The organism is Paenibacillus germinis (assembly GCF_013141785.1).
Lineage (GTDB): Bacteria > Bacillota > Bacilli > Paenibacillales > NBRC-103111 > Paenibacillus_E > Paenibacillus_E phytorum.
Genome location: NZ_WHOC01000019.1, coordinates 45,593 through 60,827, shown reverse-complemented (window position 1 = coordinate 60,827; position 15,235 = coordinate 45,593). Strand labels below are relative to the sequence as shown.

15 protein-coding genes are annotated in these 15,235 nt (G+C 44.3%); 13 read left to right on the top strand and 2 right to left on the bottom strand.

Annotated elements, in window-relative coordinates; genetic code table 11:
* The first annotated feature begins 194 nt into the window (after positions 1–194).
* The gene (locus GC102_RS39950; RefSeq protein WP_281367619.1) at positions 195–329 is read left to right on the top strand and encodes a hypothetical protein; all 135 of its coding nucleotides are present in this window, start codon (positions 195–197) and stop codon (positions 327–329) included.
* 61 nt (positions 330–390) lie between these two features.
* Here GC102_RS39950 and GC102_RS02530 read toward each other — a convergent pair whose 3' ends face one another.
* On the bottom strand, positions 391–543 hold the full coding sequence (locus GC102_RS02530) for a hypothetical protein (RefSeq protein ID WP_171688098.1): 153 nt from the start codon (positions 541–543) through the stop codon (positions 391–393).
* A gap of 134 nt (positions 544–677) precedes the next feature.
* On the opposite strand from GC102_RS02530, the gene GC102_RS02525 reads away from it, so the two are divergent.
* Positions 678–1,382 (top strand): CPBP family intramembrane glutamic endopeptidase, encoded by a 705-nt coding sequence (locus GC102_RS02525; protein WP_171688097.1) that lies wholly within the window; start codon positions 678–680, stop codon positions 1,380–1,382.
* A 56-nt stretch (positions 1,383–1,438) separates the two neighbouring features.
* On the opposite strand, the gene GC102_RS02520 is transcribed toward GC102_RS02525, so the two are convergent.
* On the bottom strand, positions 1,439–2,206 hold the full coding sequence (locus GC102_RS02520) for an ArsR/SmtB family transcription factor (RefSeq protein WP_171688557.1): 768 nt from the start codon (positions 2,204–2,206) through the stop codon (positions 1,439–1,441).
* 239 nt (positions 2,207–2,445) lie between these two features.
* On the opposite strand from GC102_RS02520, the gene GC102_RS02515 reads away from it, so the two are divergent.
* From GC102_RS02515 to GC102_RS02465, 11 genes are all read left to right on the top strand, one after another.
* A complete protein-coding gene (locus GC102_RS02515; RefSeq protein ID WP_171688096.1) occupies positions 2,446–2,793 on the top strand; it encodes an ester cyclase in 348 nt (115 codons plus the stop codon).
* 24 nt (positions 2,794–2,817) lie between these two features.
* On the top strand, positions 2,818–3,219 hold the full coding sequence (locus GC102_RS02510) for an ester cyclase (RefSeq protein WP_171688095.1): 402 nt from the start codon (positions 2,818–2,820) through the stop codon (positions 3,217–3,219).
* A 37-nt stretch (positions 3,220–3,256) separates the two neighbouring features.
* Entirely contained in the window at positions 3,257–3,793 is a 537-nt protein-coding gene (locus GC102_RS02505; RefSeq protein ID WP_171688094.1) for an NADPH-dependent FMN reductase, read from the top strand.
* Positions 3,794–3,937: 144 nt separating this feature from the next.
* Positions 3,938–4,591, top strand: a complete 654-nt coding sequence (locus tag GC102_RS02500; protein ID WP_171688093.1) for a M48 family metallopeptidase — start codon at positions 3,938–3,940, stop codon at positions 4,589–4,591.
* 157 nt (positions 4,592–4,748) lie between these two features.
* Positions 4,749–6,296, top strand: a complete 1,548-nt coding sequence (locus GC102_RS02495; protein ID WP_171688092.1) for a response regulator transcription factor — start codon at positions 4,749–4,751, stop codon at positions 6,294–6,296.
* 3 nt (positions 6,297–6,299) lie between these two features.
* Positions 6,300–8,006: a sensor histidine kinase gene (locus tag GC102_RS02490; RefSeq protein ID WP_171688091.1), complete on the top strand. Its 1,707-nt coding sequence runs from the start codon at positions 6,300–6,302 to the stop codon at positions 8,004–8,006.
* 178 nt (positions 8,007–8,184) lie between these two features.
* Entirely contained in the window at positions 8,185–9,135 is a 951-nt protein-coding gene (locus tag GC102_RS02485; RefSeq protein ID WP_171688090.1) for an ABC transporter permease, read from the top strand.
* A gap of 25 nt (positions 9,136–9,160) precedes the next feature.
* A complete protein-coding gene (locus tag GC102_RS02480; protein ID WP_171688089.1) occupies positions 9,161–10,057 on the top strand; it encodes a carbohydrate ABC transporter permease in 897 nt (298 codons plus the stop codon).
* A 47-nt stretch (positions 10,058–10,104) separates the two neighbouring features.
* The gene (locus GC102_RS02475) at positions 10,105–11,721 is read left to right on the top strand and encodes an extracellular solute-binding protein (RefSeq protein WP_171688088.1); all 1,617 of its coding nucleotides are present in this window, start codon (positions 10,105–10,107) and stop codon (positions 11,719–11,721) included.
* A 110-nt stretch (positions 11,722–11,831) separates the two neighbouring features.
* A complete protein-coding gene (locus GC102_RS02470; RefSeq protein WP_171688087.1) occupies positions 11,832–14,198 on the top strand; it encodes a hypothetical protein in 2,367 nt (788 codons plus the stop codon).
* Between the two features lie 185 nt (positions 14,199–14,383).
* A complete protein-coding gene (locus tag GC102_RS02465; RefSeq protein ID WP_171688556.1) occupies positions 14,384–15,235 on the top strand; it encodes a sugar phosphate isomerase/epimerase family protein in 852 nt (283 codons plus the stop codon).

Here is a 15,235-nt window from a genome sequence, read left to right as displayed (position 1 = left end):
AATCATCCGGCCATTGTTGAAGGCCGGATGATTTTTTTATGCTCAAATGATTTAGAAATTTGTGTTGAAAAATTTCATTGAAATCGATTTCATTTTCTCGTATACGTAACAGAATACCGTGGCGATTTCCTATAACCCGGAGTATTATGTATTTGGGCATGCGAGTAAATTTGTAAGGGCAGGAGCGTATCGGATTGATTAGAACACGCTCGGCAGCGGAAAGCAGGTCGTTCAAAGGGCAGCGCGGCAGCAAGTCTTTCTCGTACACGCTTCCTGCTGGCACGGCAGCAACATTTTTATGGATGGGAGAGAAGAGAGGCACGAAGTAAGACGAGTTATCCAGAATGCAGACAGAAATAAATAAAACCGCCATTTTTGGCGGTTAGCGAATTAAGGTTCATCGATATATTCTTCTTCGTTCGGAATGCTGTTCAAAAGGTTTTTATCTACTTTTTTCTGATCTTGCTCGGTGTTGGTGTCGCAGTTAACAATACAATTCATTATTTCTTCGGAATTGTCTTGAATATTTGTGTACTCAACCATGTTTGAACCTCCTTTCATTGAATTAGAGTTTCCAAGATCAAGCCATTTATTCGAGTAACGTATGCCTAAATCAAGATATCAAGTTGTATAATGTTCACAGAAGGATAAAAATCATGTAGATGGAGGTGTTATTATTGTTAGGGATCATTGTTTTAATGATTCTTACTTGGCTCATACTTCGAATTGTAGAAAAGCAAAATCTTTCCGCGTTAGGATTTTTACCACCAGTCAGAAATCTGTTGCAGTTATCGACAGGTTTTATTTTCGCAGCTACTGTATGCACTTTGCTTCAGCTATTGGATGGGTCAATAACCCATCTGCATTGGACGCTTCGCTCGAATTTAACCGGGTTAGAAATCGTGAGTTATTTGTGGTGGAATGTTAAATCGGTCATGTTTGAGGAGTTAATTTTTAGAGGCGCTTTGCTTTATATAGTCATTCGAAGATTTGGTGTAAAATCAGGTATTTTACTTTCAGCTATTTGCTTCGGCATCTATCATTGGTTTTCATACGGTATTTTTGGTAATGTAGTCTCCATGATCATTGTTTTTATTATGACAGCCCTTGTGGGGCTAGTATTGGCTTACGCTTTTGCAAAAACAAAATCAATAGCATTACCTATAGGACTCCATCTTGGCTGGAATTTCACTGTAAATGCCATTTTTTCAAAAGGCCCCTTGGGCATACAAATCTTAAATCCAGAACATGGGGCAGACTATACCCCTCTAATAGGCATACCTTCATTACTCTTATTTTTGGTTTCAATACTTACTTTTCCTGTGTTATCATATCTCCTCATTAAGTTCAAATATCCTGCCTCAATTACTTATAAAAAGTAACGGATAGGTAAAAACGACGCTCCTATAAAGAAGCGTCATTTTCTTGTTTACTATTATCAATCATTGGAGAGTGCTGACCCGGTTTCAAGCAATGTCTTCATTCCCGAAAGTACAATCGGTAGACCCATTTCAAGAATCTTTGCGGTGTTTATTGCTTGTTCGAATTCATCATGCACGACTGTTACGAGGGTCACACCGACTAACTCGGTATGAGAATCAATTTCCCACGTAATACGTGAAGGGCTCTCAGAGGCCGTGTCTGGAAACGCGGGGAACTGCCAACTCATAACCAGCTTATGCGGAGGAGATATTTCGAGAATGATCCCATCTGCTAGTTTTTTCTCCTCTGGGTTCCATAGTTCGAAAGAGGAGCCAATTTCCCAGTTGGATCGGATTGCGCAATTGTACCAAAACTTTGATGTCTTGGCCGGATCTGTAATGGCTTGCCACACTTGCTCAGGTGTCGCTTTAATGGCAATTCGGTTAACATGCCTAGGTTTGTTTTCCATATTCGTTTCACGCTCCAATTCGTTTTTAAGTGATGTTAATTCGATAGCCCAGGGTTCGGCGTATTTGCTAACCCAGCGGTCGTAAATTTGCCGTATGGGGACAGAATTTAGATAATGCAGCTTTTCTCTGCCAACTTTTCTTGTGGTTATGAGGTTAGCTTCCTCGAGAATATTAAGATGCTTCATTACACCGAATCTTGACATTTGTAGAGGGGTACAAAGATCGTTCAACGTTCGCCCATCAGTTGCGTGAAGCAAGTCTAAAAGTGTGCGACGGCTGGGATCAGCAAGTGCCTTAAATATATCGTTATCTATTTGGAACACCTCCTTCTAACAGTTTGCTTACAAGCATGCTTTTTTCATCCTTGACATGTGACCTAATGGTAACGTATTATAAAGGTGACAGTATAGTCACATATTAGCACAAACAAATTTGTTTGTCAGCCGGCGACAAATAGACCCATCTAACTCGACTAATTATTTTAACATAATCGCACCAAAACATTGTTGACTCAAAGCATTTCATGTAAGTACAAAAAAGGAGATGTTTTACTATGAAAACGATTGAACAGAAGAACATTGAAACGGTAACCGCGTTTATTGAGGCTTTTTCGAATCAAAACGATTTAGATTGTACAGATCAATTCTTTTCTAAACAAATAGGGGAGGCATTTCCTGATAAACTCTACGCAGTGGAAGAGGTCATTGCCCAAGGAGAGAAGGTAATAGCTAGAATATTTATGACTGGTACGCATAAAGGTACGTTTGCAGGAAATTCACCTACAGGCAATTCCGTAAAGGCCACTCAGTTTCGTGAATTTCGTGTAGTAGATGGCCAGATTGTTGAGCATCGTGGATGGTTCGATACAGCGACACTTTTGCCCCAAATTAAAGCCAATTAACCATAAAAAAGGAGATGTTTTATTGTGATAACTATTGAACAGAAAAATATTGAGACGGTATCAGCGTTTATCGAGGCTTTTTGGAATCAAAGTGATATGGATTGTACGGAACAATTTTTGTCAACCGATTATCAAGAACACTCTTATCAATCGAAAGAAGGTCTGAAACAATTTGCTGGAAAAATATTAGAGGCATTTCCTGATAAACTCTACACAGTTGAAGAGATCATTGCTCAGGGGGAGAAGGTAATCGTAAGAATGGTTGTGAAAGGTACGCATAAAGGGGTGTTTTTTGGAAACTCACCTACGGGTAATTCAATTGATGTCACGCTTTACCGTCAATATCGAGTCGTAGATGGTAAGATTGCCGAACATCGTGGTTGGATCGATATGATGACAATGTGGCGCCAAATACAAGGCAACTAATTAATTCAAAATAGGAATTCATGAGGAGGCTCTTTATATGCTGAAAATTGGAATCATATTGGGAAGTACAAGACCTGGACGGGTCAGTCCACAAGTGGGAAATTGGGTCAAAGAAATTGCAGATAAACGAGGAGATGCAAGCTACGAGATAGTGGATATTGCAGACTACAAATTACCCTTCTTTGGTGACCCGGGTAGCGAAGAACAAATCAAAAATTGGACTGAAAAATTGAACAGTCTTGATGGTTATATATTTATTACGCCGGAATACAACCACAGCATTACTGGTGCTTTAAAAAATGCACTCGATTTAGCACGTGAGGAATGGAATAACAAAGCTGCGGGTATCATTAGTTATGGGTCAACTGGCGGGGCACGAGCGGCGGAACATCTGAGAGGGATATTAGGAGAGCTACTAGTTGCTGATGTGAAAGCACATCCAACCTTATCGATATTTACCGATTTTGAGAACTATAGCACATTTAAACCAGCTGATTTACATCTCAATAATATTAAACTTATGCTGGATCAAGTGATCGCATGGAGTGGAGCGCTTCAAACACTACGCAAGTAGGTTCAGACTATACAGTTATCAGATAAGAAACGCTTGGCCCTTATTTACTTAGGGATCAAGCGTTTTTTTTGATTTGCAAAATAAACGGATTAGTGATTTGATACTTTTATACGATTTATAAATAACCTTATAGGAACGATGATGATGAAAATTGAATTTGAAAATAATACGATAGCATTTAATGTTCAATATGGAATTAGAAAAAAGATTTCGATTCATATCGATTCTATGGGTTTCATAACTGTAAAAGCTCCTAATGATACAAGTAAGGAAATGGTTATGAGTGCTGTGAAACATCATGGGAAAACAATCTTGGAGAAATTACATGCCATTGCCAAAGCCCGAGAAACCCCGAAGACAAGAGAGTATCAAGACCAAGGAAAGTTCCTTCATCTTGGAAAATATGTTTTTCTCCATGAATTAATCGAGACGTATGAGTTAAATGAAGAAGAATTGAAAATGAATCTTAAAAAGTTCTATTTCTCAAGCTGCAAGAAGATAATTGGGGAACGAATCAAAATTTATCAAACACAACTGAAAGTAAAACCCAAAACGATTGAGATCGATGAGTCCAAAACCAAGTGGGGAAGCTGCAGCTCGGATAAAAAAATAACCTTTAATTATCGGTTAGCTATGGCTCCAGTTGAAGTTATTGATTATGTCATCATCCATGAACTATGTCATCTCCTTCATATGAATCATGATCGATCATTTTGGAGGCGTGTAGGAAGTATTATGCCGGATTATAAAGAAAAGGAAGCTTACTTAGCAAGGCATGGACATGCTATGACGCTTTGAGACTATGTGATAAAATTCTCAGCCTTTCTTTTTATTTATGTCATTAATTATTAATGAGGTAAATTAATATCGTGATTTTCACAGCTATTTTCTTCCCTCCATTTTATGGTAGACTCCCTTTATAAACACTTTTTTTGCGCGAAAGGCGGTAGGACCGATGCTGAAAATGCTTGTGGTCGACGACGATAAATTCGAGCGGGACGGGGTCAAGTTTTTAATCGACAAATACAACTTGGACCTGGAAATTAGCGAAGCGGACAGCGGGGAAAGCGCACTAGCGTACATCGAAAGCAACGACATCGATATATTGTTTTCCGACATCCGGATGAAGGGGATGGATGGATTGCAGCTTGCGGCAAAGGTACGTGAACTCGGACGGCCGGTTAAAGTCATTTTTATGAGTGCATACGGTGAGTTTGAATATGCGCAGCGGGCGATCGATTTGAAAGCGATCCGCTATATTTTGAAGCCGGTTCAGGTGAGCGAATTTATTAAGGTTGTCTCCCAGGTCATTCAGTTATGCGAGCAGGAGCTGAAGTCGAAGGCACAGCAGGAGCGGATGGAAGAGGCGTATAGGAAAGAGGTCCGTTACGAGAAGCAAAAGCTGCTGACCGACTTGATTCTCGGCAAAGTCGAGGTGCCGGATGAAGACAGGGAGCTATCCATGCCGATCACCGGGTTCGATGGATACGGTTATGTGAGGATGCTGATGCTGGATTCGCGCAGCCGTATATTTGACCGGCTCGATGCCGATCTCGAACGCCAGCTTGCAGAAACGGTTCGTCGAGGCTTTGATTTCATCCATTTGAATGAATTTCAAGGTTTGCTGCTCATGGAAGCTTTTGCCGATGAATCGCTGGAAGCTTTATCGGAACTTGGACAGCAATTGATCCGATGGTTCCGCGACAAGTATGAACAGGAAATCTGTATCGTGGTCAGCGGTTTGGTGGACGATGTGAAACAACTGTACAAAGAATACCACGCTATGGAAACGATGCTGGAAAACAAGTTTTTTTTCGACGAAGGAACGGTGCTGCTGGCAAACCGCACATCATTTGCCACAGGTGATGTGACCGCTTCGGTCAACGACGCACTGGAAGAGCTAACGTTGAACATTCAGCGCAACCGTTATGATGTAGCGAGATTGCGGTTCGAACAGTTGTTTGACGCACTGCAGGACAGCGATCATTATTCGGTCATTTACGTCAAATATGTTTGCTCAGAAATCGTCAAAGCGATATTCGACGTTTCTACCAAAAAGAACACGGATAAATTCAAGGTGAATTTGGAAAGTATTTATAAGACAACAAAACTGAGCGATCTGCGCAAAGTGGTGCTGACAATCCTGAAGGAAAACGAATCATCCGGCGGAACCGGCGCCGAAGCAATGCCGAAAGCAATTGAAGAGGTCGTTCGCTTAATTGAAATCGAATACAATACCGATTTGTCTTTGGAATCGTTAGCTGATCAGGTCTATTTGTCGCCAAGCTATTTAAGCCATTTGTTCAAAAAGCAAAAAGGGATCAGCCTCAACAAGTTCATCACATTGTACCGCATGGAAAAGGCGAAGGAGCTGCTGTGTTCGACAAAACGAAAAATCGTCGACATCGGACAAGACGTCGGTTATAGCAATTTTCCGTATTTCAGCGCGTTGTTTAAAAACCATTACGGCAAAACCCCGTCCCAATTCAGGGAAGAGGCGTAACTGATGAAACGGGCCATATTCGGACTATTTAATCGGCTGCGCTTTAACCAAAAGTTGTTTTTGTCCTATCTTATCGTTATCATTATTCCGATTTTGGTGCTTGGCGTATATGCCTACAATCAATCGAAGCAAATGCTGAATTACCAGGCTTTTCAAGGAATTGACAAAAACGTCAGTACGATTTCGGAAAGCATCAACAATTCTATCGAACGGTACAACCATACGATCCGGTCGATCGTCTACAACAAGACATTTCAAAAAATCGTCGCCAATGATTATCTCGATCTTGTCAATCTGTCGGGTGATTTGAACAATTACTTATCGCCTTATTTCATCATGATGATGAATCTGGACAAGGAAATCGAAAAAATAACGTTTTATACGCAAAGTAATGTGCCGGAATACGGCGATTCCGTTGTTTCCTATAAACGTGTCGAAAACGAACCGTGGTACAGTGAGGCAGTGCAAGGAAGCGAAAATCAATGGTTTTATGATAAAGGTCTGATTGTGACCGCTAAATTCCCGAAATTTTTCGCGGAGCGGTACACGAGTATCGTCTATATGCGCATAAACGACAAAAGCTTTTTCAAAAGTGTGACCGATATATCTCAGGATTATGGTATTGTCATCGCAGATGCACAAAACCGTATCATTTACGCGAACCAAAGCGCAATGAAAACGTCCACCTTAGACTCTAGAGAAATGATGAAGCTAAGCGAAGGATTGGTAAGGATCGGTTTAACCGAGATGTTTCTTGTCAAAAAGATGGTGCCGCAAACGAATTGGACATTGTATTGCTTCGTACCAGCCGGGCAAGTGTCCCCAAACGCCGGAACGATCATCAATGCAACGTTGATTGTGATCCTGTTATGTATCGTCAGCTTACTGGTCATCATTTCGATATTTTCCAAAACGATGATCCGGCGCATCTTCAGGTTAAATGCAATGATGAAGCGGGTCGAGATGGGGGAATTGAACTTGCGGGTGCAAAGTTCGTCAAGAGATGAAATCGGCGAGCTTACGAATCGGTTCGGCAACATGCTGATCCGCCTGAATGAATTGATTGAAGAATCGTTTCGCAGCAAAATCGTACAAAAAGAAGCAGAGATGAAAGCGCTTCAGTGGCAAATCAATCCACACTTTTTGTACAACACGCTTTCATTCATCAATTGGAAGGCTTTGGGGAGTGATGCCCACGACATCAGCTATGTTGTCACATCCATGTCAAAATTTTACCGAACAGCGCTCAATCGGGGCAATAATATCATCTCCGTAAGGGACGAATTGGAAAATATCAAATCGTATGTAGAAATTATTCAGGTTATGGGTGAAAATAACTTTGATGTTGTTTATGAAATCGACGCAGCGGTTTACGAATATTCGACGATCAATCTCATCCTGCAGCCGCTGGCCGAAAATGCAATCAAGCACGGCATCAATCAGAAGATGTCTGGGCGGGGATTGCTGCAAGTGAGCGCCCGACTAGGCAAAGGTACGGTCGAATTCGCAATCGAAGATAATGGTCCGGGCATGCCGCAGGAGACGATCGATACCATACTGACGATTCAGTCAGTCGGATACGGGCTGAACAACGTCAACGAACGGCTTCAGCTACGGTTTGGCGCCGAATACGGCATAGGCATCCGAAGCCGGATCGGCCACGGAACGGTCATGACCGTTGTTATCCCACAATACATGAATGTTTCATAGTGATATCAGAGAATCAGTTACGCCATTCTCCCACCTAAGTCTGCCGCAAGGCAGGCTTTTTTCAATTCCGTAAAAAACTGATAATTTCTAAAATATTAGATAATTTTATTCTCAACACCACATGCTATAGTTAATTTATCCAATCGGAAGCGATTACATAAAGGAGGGAATGTCAGCAATGAACGAGACTGTGGCGACCGTCGGCACGAAACGAACACTGAAGCCAGAAAAAAACAGAAAATTCAAGCAATACCGCGTGCTGCTCATCATGATGATCCCAGCGATCGTCTATTACATCGTTTTCCACTATCTTCCGATGTTCGGCGTGCTGTTGGCATTCAAAGATTTTAAAATTACGCAGGGTATTCTTGGCAGTCCATGGGCTGGACTCCATCATTTTGAGAAAATCATTCATGATTCGTATTTTTACACCGTATTGAAAAATACCGTTGTCATCAGCTTATACAAGCTGGTGTTCGGGTTTCCGGTACCGATCGTTTTCGCCCTATTACTAAGTGAAATTTCAAATATGAAGTTTAAGAAAGTAGTGCAGACGGTTTCGTATTTGCCGCATTTTATATCATGGGTCGTCTTGGCCGGCATTTTCTTTACGATATTTTCGCTGGACGGTCCGGTCAATGCGATCGTGAAACTATTTGGTGGTGATCCGATGTTATTTTTGGCGGACGACCGCTACTTTCGGACAATCCTCGTAGTTACGAGCATTTTTCAAGGGTTCGGCTGGGGTTCGATCATTTATTTTGCGGCGATATCCAGCATTGACCCACAGTTATACGAAGCGGCTGTTATCGATGGGGCGGGGAGGTTCAAGCGGATGATTTACATATCCATCCCAATGCTCGTTCCTATCATTGCGATTATGCTGATTTTGTCCATGTCCGGCATTCTAGATGCGGGCTTCGATCAAATATTCAATATGTACAATGCCAAAGTGTATAACGTATCCGACATTATTGACACGTATGTGTATCGCAAAGGGCTGATCGAACTAAACTACAGCTATGCGACGGCAGTTGGGCTGTTCAAATCGGTCGTCGCTCTAATCCTAATTATTGCCGTCAATCGAATCGTTAAATGGATCGGCGGAAAGGAGCACGCCATATGGTAGTCCGTCGGTTAAAGGAGCGAGAAAGATGATAAATGTGAAAAAATCGAGAGGCGACAAAGTTATTGACTTCTTTATATACGTCATTTTGGCTATCATGATGTTCTGCACATTGTACCCGTTCTGGTCCCAGGTTGTTATTTCCTTGGACGGTGCTGGAGCCAAAAGCGCAGCTTACTCTTCAGGGTTCATATTGCTGCCGACTCAGCTGACGTTCGATAGCTACAAGCTAGCCTTCAAGTTCGATGCGTTATGGATGGGTTACAGGAATACGATGGTTAGAACGGCTCTCGGTGTCGTATTGTCTATATTTTTCACGGCGATCACCGCTTATCCTCTAGCGAAGAAGGATTTGCCCTTCAATCGTACGTTTACGAGCTTCATCTTATTCACAATGCTGTTCGGCGGGGGTACGATCCCATCTTATTTACTCATCAAGCAACTGCACATGCTTAACACGATTTGGTCACTAGTCATTCCAGGGATGATTGGAGCATTTAACGTATTGATTATGCGCAACTTTTTCCGATCGATTCCCGATGAGCTGGAGGAGTCAGCGCGGGTTGACGGCGCTGGATATTTGCGGATTTTCACCCAAATCGTCATTCCGTTATCAAAACCGGTCCTGGCAACGATTGCTTTATGGGTAGGGGTCGGCCATTGGAACGCATGGTTTGACAGTATGATCTATATCTCGGATCCGAACAAACAAATGCTGCAAATCGTATTGCGCAAAATTATTATTCAAAACAACATGGCGGACATTAACAGCGTCATTCAACATATAGGCAACAAGTCGGAGTTTTCCGGCAGGCAGTTGCAAGCGACGGTCGTGATGTTTTCGATTATTCCGATGCTGATTGTATATCCGTTTATTCAAAAATATTTTGTCAAAGGCGTTATGATCGGCGCTATTAAAGGGTAATCCCCCTATTAATAGAATACATAAAAGAAAAGAAAGGGTTGGTTATATTGAATAAAAAGCGTTGGTTGTTTGGAGCGCTGTCCGCATTTATGTTCATGTCTGTGATGGCCGGATGCAGCAAAAGCGAATCGTCCGGCGATACTGCCGAAAGTCAAAAAAAGCAAACTTCCGAGTCCACAAATAGCGGACAAAAACCGAAGCCTAAAATGAAGTTGACGTTTTGGAACCTGGATGAGAATCAAAATCCGGATTCCGTCGGCGTAAATGCACTTAAAGAAAAATTCGGCATCGATATCGATTTTACCTCAACAGCAAGAGAAGCGATGAAAGAAAAATTGAACCTGATGATTTCTTCGGGCGAAATTCCAGATTGGTGGAAAGAACCGTCGTTTACGGACTACGACAAGTTCCTTCAACAGAACGTGGCGGCAGAAATCCCACAAAAGCTGATCGAGCAAAATATGCCGAAATACATGAGCTGGTTAAAACGGTTTCTCGGAGACGATCCATTTAAATACGTCAGAAGAGATGGTAAACTTTACGGCTTGCCAGTCATCTGGGATATAGGCATCGATGGTTTACAGCTCGGCTTTCGGCAAGATTGGTTAAATAAAGTCGGCATCACAAAAACGCCAGAAACGGTTCAAGAAATGGAAGCCGCTCTGATGAAGTTCCGCAACGACGATCCAGACGGCAATGGCAAAAAAGACACGTACGGCATTACTTCTTCAGGCGACAATATCGAAAGCATGTTCAGCTCAGTGTTCGGCGCATTTGACGCTTATCCGAACATTTTCCGAGAGAAAGATGGCAAAGTTATTCGTGGCGAAATCGAGCCTGGGGCGAAGCAAGCACTCGAAGTGTTGAATCGTTGGTACAAGAACGAGCTGATTGACCCTGAGTTTGTTGTCAACAAGGGCAATAACGTTGAGGACAAAGTGCTTACCGACAAAATCGGCGCCATCGAATATTATTGGTGGACGTTACTACCAGGCAATGCATTCCTCGGGGGAGAGCAATGGCACGACAAACTGGCAAAAATTCATCCGGGGTTCAACTTTGCGATTGTAGGCGGCGTTAAAGGACCAGACGGCAAATATGGCATGTCGCAATATAATCCGGCGTATGCTTCAGGCGTCATGTTCGGCAAGCAATTGGAGAAAGATCAAGACAAACTGGTCAAATATATGCAAGTTTTCGAAGCTACCCAATTCGATCCTGAGATTTACGAAAAAATGAACTTCGGTGAAAAAGGTAAGCAATGGAAAGTAAGCGACAAGGGAACAGTTGAATATATTGCGCCTTATACGGATGAGAAAGAACGTAAAAAAGCAGGTCTAGGCGGCTATTCGATGGCCGGTTCGTTTAACGATTACGATTTCCAAACGTCGTATACTTCTGAAAAAGATCTGCGCCAGCTAGCGAAGGACACACGTGCGAAAGCAACGAGAAACATCGATATTTTGGCGCCGTTTAACAAACCGATCTACAATGAAACCCAAGATAAGCTGAAACAGTTTACGCTGCGAACTTATATCGACTTCATTACCGGCCGCAAGTCGTTGAATGAATTTAACAATTTTGTAACGGAATGGAAGAAGATGGGTGGAGATCAAGTGCTGGAAGAAGCGCAAAAAGTATACGACAAAAACTTGAAAAAATAATAAAGTATTCGAATGTCCTTTCCAAATTCGCGAGAATTGGGGAGGACATTCGAATTTATGGCTACACGCTGGGCAACTAAACCTAAACTCGAAACGGGGATGAGAGAAAGATGTATTCATGGCAATTAGGAAGATTGATCATTGTTCTAGACAGAAAAGGCCAAATCACAGGTATGACCGATGCGGGCAGCGGAAAATCGTACACATCTGCGACACATGCAACACCATTCATTCGTGTTGTCATCGACGGGCGTTTGGAGGCGCCTATTGCAGCAGATTACAACGAAGGGAGCGGCATACTGACGTTTCGATTTGATGAAAGCGGCGCTAAGGTAGGCGTTGCGATAAAGGTAAAGGAACTGTATGTGACATTTACAGTGACGTGCATCGATGGAGCAGATGCAGAAGCGATCATTTGGGGGCCGTATGCGACAATGATAGCCGGTTCGATCGGCGAGTCGGTTGGCGTTGTTCACGACGGGCAGTTTGCGATCGGCATTCAGGCGTTAAATGTGAAGACGATTGGCGGCTGGCCCATGGAGGCAGAAAAGCTTCCATTCGCCGATCAATCATTTGCGGACGCCAAGTTTGAATATGAATCGTGTTCAGCATGGCCGACCGATGAAGGCAGCTTGCTGCAAATGTTCACAAGGAACCGGACCAAAGCCGCAAGGCGCCCGGTTTGGAATTTGCCGGATATTGAAGTTGCTGCGATAAGCGGGATAGAAGCGGAAATTGTCGGCTCGGCGATCGCTATATTCGGTTGTGAGGTGAACCGGGTACTGGATACGATCGAAGCCGTCGAGCTAGGGGAAGGGCTACCGCATCCGATGATCGAAGGCATCTGGGGGAAAACGTCGCCTGCGGCGAACCAGTCGTATTTGATCACCGATTTCTCCGAATCGACGATGGCGGATGCCGTTCATTATACGAAGATGGCCGGTCTGAAATATGTTTATCATCCCGATCCGTTCGGACAATGGGGACATTTTTCTTTGAAGCCGCACAACTTTCCGAACGGCGATGAAGGTCTGAAAAGCTGCGTAGACATGGCGGAGGGGATGGGCGTTCACGTCGGCGTTCATACATTGACCAACTTTACAACACTGAACGATCCGTATGTGACGCCAGTGCCGGACGAGCGGCTGCAATCAGTTGGAGAGGCAAAGCTAATCGAGCCGGTCGGCATAGACACTGGGTATATTGTCGTCGACGATCCTCGACCATTCGCAGCGAATATGTTCCGGCGTTCGGCGCGGATCGGCAGGGAGCTGATCGAATACGACGGGGTTTCCGAGAGCGCGCCATGGAAACTGCTTGGCGTGCGGCGTGGTGTGAAAGGCACGGCCGTTGCAGCGCATGAAGCTGGTGTGGCAATCGGTCGGTTGTGGGATCACGGGTATGACGTCTTCTTCCCAAATATTGAGCTTCAGGACGAATACTGCCAGCGAATTGCCGAGCTTTTCAGAAAGACGGGCCTCAAACAAATATCATTCGATGGGCTGGAAGGCTGCTACGCATCCGGACACGATGGTTACGGTGTCAACCGGTTCGTGAAGATGTGTTACGAAGGCTGGGGAGAAGAAGTGATCAATGATGCGAGTATCGTTGTTCCGAATTATTTGTGGCACATTTTCACGCGCTTCAACTGGGGAGAGCCGTGGGGAGCCGAAACGCGCGAAGGCCAGCTTGAATGGCGGCTCAACAATCAGCGTTTTTTTGCGCGGAACTTTATTCCGCCGATGCTCGGCTGGTTCCTCGTTCGTTCAGCTAACGATCAATTCGAAGCGACAGTGCCGGACGAAATCGAATGGGTGCTGTCGAAGGCGGCAGGATTTAACGCGGGTTTCGCGCTTGTAGCTGATATGCGCGTACTTCAGCGCAATGGCAATATTAACGTGCTGTTTGAGTCAGTACGACAATGGGAGATGGCACGGCGGGCCGGAGCGTTTACACCGGAGCAGCAGGAACGGCTGCGTGACCCGAAAGGCGACTGGCATTTGCAGCCTGCGGGCGAAGGACGATGGAACCTATATCCGGTCAACATTTCCAAGCCGTTCGTGTGCAACCCGGCCGAGCTGCAGCCTGGGCAGCCCGGAGGTGCGGATTGGACGTTCTATAACCGCCATGCCGATCAGCCTCTCAAGTTTTGCTTGCGTGTGAGGCCTTCGTACGGCAATGACGATGCTTCGGTGAAACGGCCGTCCTTTTTTGTGAACGGCGTTTATATGACTTTTGAGGCGGAAATTCTCGCGAATCACTATCTCGTTTGCGATGGCGACCGGACTGGCAAAATTTATGATCAGAACTGGAATCTGCTGAAAACGGTGGAAACGTCGGTAGATGCGCCGATCGTTCAAAACGGCGGACAGCCGATATCATTCAGCTGCAAATTCGAAGGCGATCCGAAGCCGTCGGTCAGCGTCAAAGTGTTTACTTGGGGCGAGCCTGAGACGGTAGAAGATAGTTCTAGATAAGAACATTCAGAGGTACCTGTGGATTGATTTCCAAGCAGGTACCTTTTGTAATGCTAAAAAAATATCAATATACTTCGAAAAAAACGTCAACTTTTCATAAAGCTTAATTGATATGATAAGAATCAAGAAACAAGAAGATAATGCACTGTGGATAGAACAAAAGGACGGGTGGGATTTAAATTTTGATGTTGGAACGATTGGGAGTATTGACGGATGAGGTTTCAGCTAATTTCGAGGAAGCGTTGGATTGGGCAGTTGAACAGGGTTTAAAGCATGTTGAAGTCCGTGTCATTAACGGACTGAATGTCGTCACTCTAAATGACGATCAAGCAATGGAAGTCCGGCGTCAAGTCGAAGACCGCGGGTTATTCATTTCCGCGATTGCCTCTCCTTTGTTTAAATGTGCGCTGGATCCGAGCAGACCGATTGCCACTGGAGACACTTTCGGCCAGAAAGAAGAGAGCGTGGATGCACACTTTGGCAAGCTGAAACGCGTGATCCAGTTAGCAAAGCTGCTAGGCACGACACGGATTCGTATTTTTTCTTTTTGGCGTGAAACGGATCCGCAGCTCTATAAGGAAGATATTGTCCATCATCTACGGCGAGCTGCTCAAGAAGCCCAGCGCGAAGGGGTGCAGCTTTTGCTAGAGAATGAGCCTTCCTGCAATGGCGGCTTTGCGGAAGAAGTGGCTGCAATTGTGCGCAGTGTTGATTCACCCGCTTTAAGGGGTTTGTGGGACCCGGGCAACGAGGCATACGGCGGTCGTGAAGCTTTTCCGGCAGGTTACGGATTCATGAAGGATACATTGGCTCATGTTCATCTAAAGGATGCATATATCTGCGCAGACGGGACAGCCCGTTGTGTGCCACTTGGCTCAGGCAACGTACCTGTGATTCCACATCTCAAAGCATTGTTGGCAGACGGATATGTTGGCCTCTTCACCATCGAAACACATTTCATTCCTGAGGGTGGAAGTCAGATGACGGGTACTCGTATGACACTCGATGCGCTGCGTGCGCTTCTAAGTGAGGTATAG